Here is a 7320-nt window from a genome sequence, read left to right on the forward strand (position 1 = left end):
CCGTACGGGCTCGCGGGGGCCGGCGACCCCGGCCCCGCGAGCCCGTACGGTCCGCCCACGGCGACCCCGTCCGCCCCGCCGTACCCGGTCTCCGGGCAGCCGCAGCACCCGGTCTCCGGGCAGCCGCAGCACCCGGTCTCCGGGCAGCCGCAGCCGGGTACGCCCTGGTACGGCGGGCAGCAGCAGACCGGCTGGCCCGCCGGGACGCCGCATCAGGGCGGTACGGGCTACCCGCACGCCGGCGGGCCGGTCCCGCCGTACCAGGGGCACCAGCCCTACCAGCCGCACCACCCGGGACAGCCGCACCTCCCCGGCCAGCCGGTCCCGCCGTGGGGCCCGGCGCCGGCCGCCCGGCCGAGCCGGGCGGGCAAGTTCGTCGGCGCGGGCGCGCTGGTGCTGGCGCTGATGTTCGGCTCCGGTGTGGCCGGCGGCGCGCTCGCCCTGGCCCTCGACGGGGACGGCGGGGTCACCCGCACCTACTCGGCGGCGCCCGTGCTCAACAGCGCGGACCTGCCGAAGATCGCCGCCGCCGTCCAGGACAGCGTGGTCTCGATCATCACGGACAACGGTGAGGGCTCCGGGGTGATCCTCAGCGCCGACGGTTACGTGCTGACCAACAACCACGTGGTCGCCTCCGCCAGCGGCGACACGGTGAAGGTGGTCTTCGCCGACGGCAAGACCGCACAGGCGAAGATCGTCGGCACCGACCCGAAGACCGACCTGGCGGTGGTCAAGGCCGGCGGGGTCAGCGGGCTGAAGGCGGCGAAGTTCGGCGACAGCGACGGGATGCAGGTCGGCGACCAGGTGCTCGCCCTGGGCAGCCCGCTCGGCCTGCAGGGCTCGGTCACCGCGGGCATCCTCAGCGCCCGGGACCGGACCATCCAGGCGGGCAGCGAGGGCCAGCAGCAGGACCCGCAGCGGGCCGCCAGCTCGATCTCCGGCCTGCTCCAGACCGACGCCCCGATCAACCCGGGCAACTCCGGCGGCGCGCTGGTCAACACCCGGGGCGAGGTGATCGGCATCAACACCGCGATCGCCACCGCCGGGCAGGGCAGCAACGGCAACATCGGCGTCGGCTTCGCCATCCCGAGCAACAAGGCAAAGGACGTCGCCGAGAAGCTCCAGCGCGGCGAGAAGGTCAGCCACCCCTCGCTCGGGGTCAGCGTCAACGCCGCCGAGGACGGCGGGGCGCTGGTCGCCGCGGTCACCCCGGGCAGCGCCGCCGAGAAGGCCGGGCTCCAGCGGGGCGACGTGATCACCAAGTTCGGCGACAAGGTGATCAACGACTCCAACGACCTGGTGGGCGCCGTCCAGTCCGGCAAGGTGGGCGACCGGGTCGAGGTGCAGTTCAAGCGGAATGGATCGGCACAGACGGCAACCGTGACGCTCGCCGAGACGTCATAAGGGATTGACGCGCCGAGAAGGCGCGGGGATACGGACCTTCCTCCGCCAGGCGGCGGGTGACGGAGCCAAGGGGGTTGGCTCCGTCGCCCGCCGCCTTTTCCGTACCCGCTCACCCGCATCGGGTGAGCCCGGCTCACCCCGCCCGGCGGCATCCTCGACGGACGGGAACCGTAGGGGAGGGGACGTGATGACCACCGCAACCGCCGCCCGCACCGATCCGGAGATCCAGCGGGACGTGCTCGACGAGCTCGACTGGGACGCGCAGACGCGGCCGACCGAGATCGGCGTGACGGTCGCCGCGGGCGTGGTCACGCTCACCGGCTGGGTGGACAGCTACGCCCGCCGCTGGGCTGCCGAGCGCTGCGCCCACCGGGTACGCGGGGTGCGGGCGGTCGCCAGCGAGATCGAGGTACGCCTGCCCGGCACGGACGAGCGCACCGACGCGGAGATCGCCATCGCGGCCGGCCGGGCGCTGGAGTGGGACAGCTTCGTGCCCGCCGAGCGGCTGGACGTCACGGTCGCCAACGGCTGGGTGATGCTCCGCGGCGAGGTGGAGTACGGCTTCCAGCGGCGTACCGCGGAACGGGAGCTGCGCCGGCTGCGCGGCGTACGCGGGGTGACGAACCTGGTGGAGGTCCACCCGCCCAGCCCGCCCAGCGACGAACAGATCCGCCGGGACCTGCAACGGGCGCTGATCCGGCGGACCGGCACGGAACGTGTCGACATCGAGGTCAGCGGGGACACCGTGGTGCTGAGCGGGGTGGTCCGCTCCTGGTGGCAGCGGGACGAGGCGGAACGGGTGGCCTGGTCGATGCCGGGCGTCCGGGAGGTGCACGAGCGGCTCGTCGTCGCCGGATGAGGCCGGGCCGCCGTTTGCCGCCGCCGGCACCGGGAAAGCGCCGCCGATCACGATCGTCGGGGACCAACGGGGAGGACTCGTGGCCGTGAACAACCTGTCGTCGGACCGCTCGCGGGCAGGGCCACTGCGGATCGCGATGGTGGCGCCGCCCTGGCTGTCGGTGCCGCCACCCGGTTACGGCGGGCTGGAACACGTGGTGGCCGGGCTGGTGGACGGCCTCGTCGGGGAAGGTCACGAGGTGACCCTGTTCGGCGCCGGCGCGGACCACGGCACCGGCGCGGAGTTCGTCTCCACCGAGCCCGTGCTGCAGTACGAGCGGCTCGGCGAGGCGCTGCCCGAGCTGGCCCACCTGGCCCGGGTCAACCGGCTGATCTCCGCCGCCGATTTCGACGTGATCCACGACCACACCAACATCGGCCCGCTGATCGCCGGCCACCGGGCGGTGCCCACCGTGGCGACCGTGCACGGCAACCCGGTGGGCGAGTACGGCGACGTGCTCAGCGACATCGACCAGGACGTCGGTCTGGTGGCCATCTCGCACGCCCAGCGGCGGGCCAACCCGGGGCTGCCCTGGGCGGGCACGGTGCACAACGCGATGCCGGCGCGGGACGTTCCGAGCAAGCGGACACCCGGTCGGGGGCCGGTGCTCTGGCTCGCCCGGTTCAGCCCGGACAAGGGCCCGGAGGTGGCGATCCGGGCCTGCCGGGCGGCCGGCCTTCCGCTCACCCTGGCCGGCAAGTGCAACGAGCCGGCCGAGCGCCGCTACCTCGAGCAGGTGGTCGAGCCCCTGCTGGACGAGGACGTGACGCTGGTGCTGAACGCGGACCGGGAGGCCACCCAGCGGCTGCTGCTCAACGCCCGCTGCCTGATCATGCCGATCCAGTGGGAGGAGCCGTTCGGCATGGTGATGCTGGAGGCGATGGCGACCGGTACGCCGGTGGTGGCGCTGCGCCGGGGCGCTGTGCCGGAGCTGGTCCGCCCGGGCCGGACCGGCCTGGTCTGCGACCGGCCCGACGAGCTGCCGGCGGCGCTGCGCGAGTCGTCCCGGTTGGACCCGGCCGACTGCGTGGCGCACGTCGCGGAGAACTTCTCGATGGAGCGGATGGCCCGCGGCTACGAGGCGGTGTACCGGAGCTTCCTCGCGGACCGGGCCGTCGGCCCCGGGGCGCGGGAGCCGGCCCGGGTCACGGCCCGCTGACCGGTCACGTCCGCGCCGCGGTCAGCCCGGCGGCCGCGGCGTCGAGCTGACGGGCGTACCCGGGTGCGATGCTCCCCTCGTGCTGCCGCTCCCCGATCTTTGCGGGGAGCCGGTCCACCGCGGCCGTCAGCTTTGCGGGAACGTGTCCGCCCTGTCGGCGGCTGTCCGTTCCCTGGTCGCGCTCCGCGACGTCGGCGCGGCCCGCGGTGACCGCGCGCGGCCGCCGGCCGGCTCCGGCGGGCCCGTTTCGGGCCGCGTGCCAGGATGAACGTCATGAGTGGCGGTCCGGTGGCGTTCGTGCTCGGCGGCGGGGGAGTGCTCGGCGCCGTCGAGGTCGGCATGCTCCGGGCGCTGTTCCGGGCCCGGATCCGGCCGGACATGGTGCTGGGCACCTCGATCGGGGCGGTCAACGGCGCCCTGGTCGCGGCCGACCCGTCCGAGGCCGTCACCGACCGGCTGGTCCGGCTCTGGGCCTCCCCCGAGGCCAGCGAGGTGTACGGCGACTCGGTCGCCCGGCAGCTGCGCCGCTTCGCCGCGCGCACCCACCTGCACTCGCCCCGGCCGCTGCGCCGGCTGCTGGAGAGCGAGTTGGGCGAGGACACCACCTTCGAAGACCTGAGGGTCCCGTTCCGCTGCTGCGCGGCGAACATCGAACGGGCCGCCGAGCACTGGTTCCACAGTGGACCGCTGGTGCCCGCGGTGCTCGCCTCCGCGTCGGTGCCCGGGCTGCTGCCGCCCACCCAGATAAACGGCCAGCACTACATCGACGGCGGGATCGTGAACTCGATCCCGATCGGGGAGGCGGTCGCCGCCGGCGCCACCCGGATCTTCGTCCTCCAGGTGGGACGGATCGAGCGGGAGCTGAGCCCGCCCCGGCGGCCCTGGGAGATCGCCCAGGTCGCCTTCGAGGTCGCCCGGCGGCACCGGTTCGCCCGGGAGATGGCGGCCCTGCCCGACGGGGTGGAGGTGCACGTGCTGCCGACCGGCGGCGGAAGCCCCCGCGACGACAGCCCGTGGGCGTACCGGGACATGGCGGCGGTGGGCCGGCGGATCAGCCGGGCATACACCGCCTCCCGGCACTACCTGGCGACCCAGCTGGAGCACTGATGCCGCTGCCGCCCCGGTGGGTACGCCGGTTGCTGCTGGCTCCCGGCGTGGTGCTGCTCGCCGCTGCGGTGGTGGCCACCCTGCCCGCCTGGGCGCTGGTCGCGCTGGCCGCCTCGCCGCTGGTCCCCGGCCGGCTGCGACCGCTGCGGCTGCTCTGGATCGGCGCGGTCTACCTGGTCTGGGACGCCGCCGCGCTGGTCGCCCTGTTCGGGCTCTGGCTGGCGTCCGGCTTCGGCGCGCGCAAGCGGTCGCCGGCCTTCCAGCGGGCGCACTACCTGCTGGCCGGGCACTTCCTGCGGGTGCTGTTCTGGCAGGCCCGCTGGACGCTGCGGCTGAGCATCGACGTGGTCGGTACGGACCCCGACACCGCGCTGCCCGGCCGGCCGGAGCTGGTGCTCTGCCGGCACGCCGGCCCCGGTGACTCCTTCATCCTGATCCACGCGCTGGTGAACTGGTTCCATCGGGAGCCGCGGATCGTGCTCAAGGAGAGTCTCCAGTGGGACCCGGCGATCGACGTGCTGCTCAACCGGCTGCCGAACCGGTTCATCGCCCCCGGGCCGGACGGCCGGGACACGACGGTCGCACAGATCGGCCACCTGGCCACCGGCCTGGACGACGACGACGCGTTCGTGATCTTCCCGGAGGGCGGCAACTTCACCCCGAGCCGGCGGCTGCGGGCCATCGCCCGGCTGCGCGCGCTGGGGCTGGAGCGGATGGCGCTGCGCGCCGAGCGGATGCAGAACGTGCTCGCCCCGCAGCCGGGCGGGCTGTTGGCCGCCCTGGACGCCGCCCCGGACGCCGGGGTCGTCTTCGTCGCGCACACCGGGCTGGACCGCATGCTCACCGTCACCGACGTGTGGCGGGAGCTGCCGATGGACAAGCGGATCGTGATGCGGTTCTGGTCGGTGCCGCCCGAGGAGGTCCCGGTCGACCGGCAGGAACGCATCGACTGGCTCTTCGACTGGTGGGCCCGGATCGACGGCTGGATCGCGGCCAACCGCGACGGGGTCGGCGCCTGACCGGACCCCGTTCCAGGCTTTTCGGAGGAACGCCACGTAGGGTGCGCTCGTGGAGCAGATCTGCGTGGTGACGACGGTGGTGGACGCGCGCTCGGTCGCGGACGTGCTGGCGGCTGCGGCCGTCGCCGGGCGGTTGGCGGCGTGCGCCCAGGTCGGCGGGCAGTTGGACAGCACCTACTGGTGGCAGTCGGCGATCCAGACCACCGCCGAGTGGACGCTGCAGTTCAAGACCGCCCCGGACCGGGTGACCGCCCTGGTCGACCAGCTCCGCGCCAACCATCCGTACGAGGTGCCGGAGATCCTGGTGACCCGGGTGGAGAGCGGCAACCCCGACTACGCGGCCTGGGTGCACGAGCACACCCGCCCCTAGGTACTCCTACTCTGGGCGGCCGGCCGCCCGGGCACCATGCTGTCCGGGTGGAGAACACCGGCTACCCCTGCCCCGGCTGCGGCGCGCCCGCCGACCTCGCCTCCGGCTGTCCCGGCTGCAATCGCCCGCCGTACCCGCCCGCCGCCGAGGTGGTCCGGCTGGACCGGGAGATCGCCACGCTGGCCCCGGAGGTGGAGCGGGCCCGGGTGACGTACCAGGACCTGCTGGCCCGGCTGGGCGCGGCCCGGCAGCGCCGGTCGGAGCTGGCCGCCCGGATCCGCCTGGAGATCCCGCCGCCGCAGCCGGTGCGACCCGTCCCGGTCCCGCCGGCGCCGGTCGTGGTCGGGCCGGGCCGGCCGGAGACCTCGACCCGGACGGTGCAGGGCCTGCTCTTCGTCCTCGGTGGACTCCTCCTCGGCACCGCGGCGATCGTCTTCACCGCCGTCGCCTGGGCGGCCGTCGGGGTGGCCGGGCGGGCGCTGATCCTGGCCGCGGTCACCGTGCTCGCGCTGGCCGTGCCGCTGGTCGCGACCCGGCGTGGGCTGCGTGGCACGGCCGAGACGTTCGCGGCGGTGGGGCTGCTGCTGGTGCTCCTGGACGGGTACGCCGCCTGGACGGTGGACCTGTTCGGCGTGGCCGGCTGGCCGGGAACCCGGTACGCCGCGCTGGTCGGGGGGATCGGCGCGGCGGTGTCGGCCGGGTACGCGCGGCTGAGCCGGCTGACCGTGCCGTGGTTCGCGGCGCTGCTGGCCGCGCAGCCGGTGCTGCCCCTGGCCGCGGCGCCGGCCCGGCCGTCCGCCGCCGGGTGGGCGCTGGTCTGCACCGGGGTGGCGCTGGGCGACCTCGTGGTGGTGGTCGCCCTGCGTCCCCGGGTCTCGCCCGCTACCTCACCGGTGCGGGCGGGTGTCCTCGTCGGCACCCCGGCGGTGGTCGCCGGGCGGGTGCTCGGCTGGCTCGGCCACGGGGTGGCGCTCGCCGTCGCGGCCGGCTGCGCGCTGGTGCCGCTGGCCTGGGGTCGGGCCGCCGGCACCCCGCTGCTGGCCGGCGGTCCGCTGCTGCTGGTGGCGCTCGCCCTGCTCGGCGGGGCGCTGGCGGCCGGCGGCCGGGCGTACCGGGTGGTCGCGGCCGGGCTGCTGGTGCCGGTGCTCGCCACCGCGCTGCTCCGGCCGGTGGCCGAGCTGCGCCCGGGGCTGCTGCTGGTCGCGGCCGGGTCGGTGGCGGCCGTCCTGGCCGGGGCGGTCGCGCAGTGCCGCCACCTCGGGCGGGGTGAGCAGCTCGCAGGCGGTCGGCCCGCGCAGGTCGAGCCAGTGCCGGTCGCTGGTCAACCGCAGCCGCACCTGGCCGACGGGCGGCGGTGGCTCGC

At 75.3% G+C, this 7320-nt stretch carries 6 protein-coding genes and 1 pseudogene; all 7 read left to right on the forward strand.

What is annotated here, in order from left to right; translation table 11 throughout:
* Positions 1–1404: trypsin-like peptidase domain-containing protein (locus tag DKT69_RS31155; RefSeq protein WP_109805009.1), on the forward strand; the 1404-nt coding region annotated here is incomplete at its 5' end.
* Between the two features lie 187 nt (positions 1405–1591).
* Positions 1592–2263, forward strand: coding sequence for a BON domain-containing protein (locus DKT69_RS31160; RefSeq protein WP_109805010.1), 672 nt, complete (start codon positions 1592–1594; stop codon positions 2261–2263).
* A gap of 136 nt (positions 2264–2399) precedes the next feature.
* Positions 2400–3461, forward strand: coding sequence for a glycosyltransferase family 4 protein (locus DKT69_RS31165; protein WP_109805014.1), 1062 nt, complete (start codon positions 2400–2402; stop codon positions 3459–3461).
* Between the two features lie 273 nt (positions 3462–3734).
* Positions 3735–4568, forward strand: coding sequence for a patatin-like phospholipase family protein (locus DKT69_RS31170; protein ID WP_109805011.1), 834 nt, complete (start codon positions 3735–3737; stop codon positions 4566–4568).
* Complete coding sequence (locus DKT69_RS31175) at positions 4568–5587, forward strand: 1-acyl-sn-glycerol-3-phosphate acyltransferase (RefSeq protein WP_109805012.1); 1020 nt, start codon at positions 4568–4570, stop codon at positions 5585–5587. Before DKT69_RS31170 ends, DKT69_RS31175 begins: the two co-directional genes overlap by 1 nt.
* A 49-nt stretch (positions 5588–5636) precedes the next feature.
* Positions 5637–5957, forward strand: a complete 321-nt coding sequence (cutA, locus tag DKT69_RS31180) for a divalent-cation tolerance protein CutA (protein WP_109805013.1) — start codon at positions 5637–5639, stop codon at positions 5955–5957.
* A gap of 47 nt (positions 5958–6004) precedes the next feature.
* Positions 6005–7320 (forward strand): annotated as a pseudogene (locus DKT69_RS41500) (hypothetical protein); the annotation flags it as partial.

It is taken from the genome of Micromonospora sicca, from assembly GCF_003172935.1.
Taxonomy (GTDB): Bacteria; Actinomycetota; Actinomycetes; order Mycobacteriales; family Micromonosporaceae; genus Micromonospora; species Micromonospora sicca.

What these genes read in the sequence shown, in the direction of transcription:
- DKT69_RS31160 (WP_109805010.1), top strand. Translation starts at nt 1,592, where the DNA reads ATGACCACCGCAACCGCCGCCCGCACCGATCCGGAGATCCAGCGGGAC.
- DKT69_RS31165 (WP_109805014.1), top strand. Translation starts at nt 2,400, where the DNA reads ATGGTGGCGCCGCCCTGGCTGTCGGTGCCGCCACCCGGTTACGGCGGG.
- DKT69_RS31170 (WP_109805011.1), top strand. Translation starts at nt 3,735, where the DNA reads ATGAGTGGCGGTCCGGTGGCGTTCGTGCTCGGCGGCGGGGGAGTGCTC.
- DKT69_RS31175 (WP_109805012.1), top strand. Translation starts at nt 4,568, where the DNA reads ATGCCGCTGCCGCCCCGGTGGGTACGCCGGTTGCTGCTGGCTCCCGGC.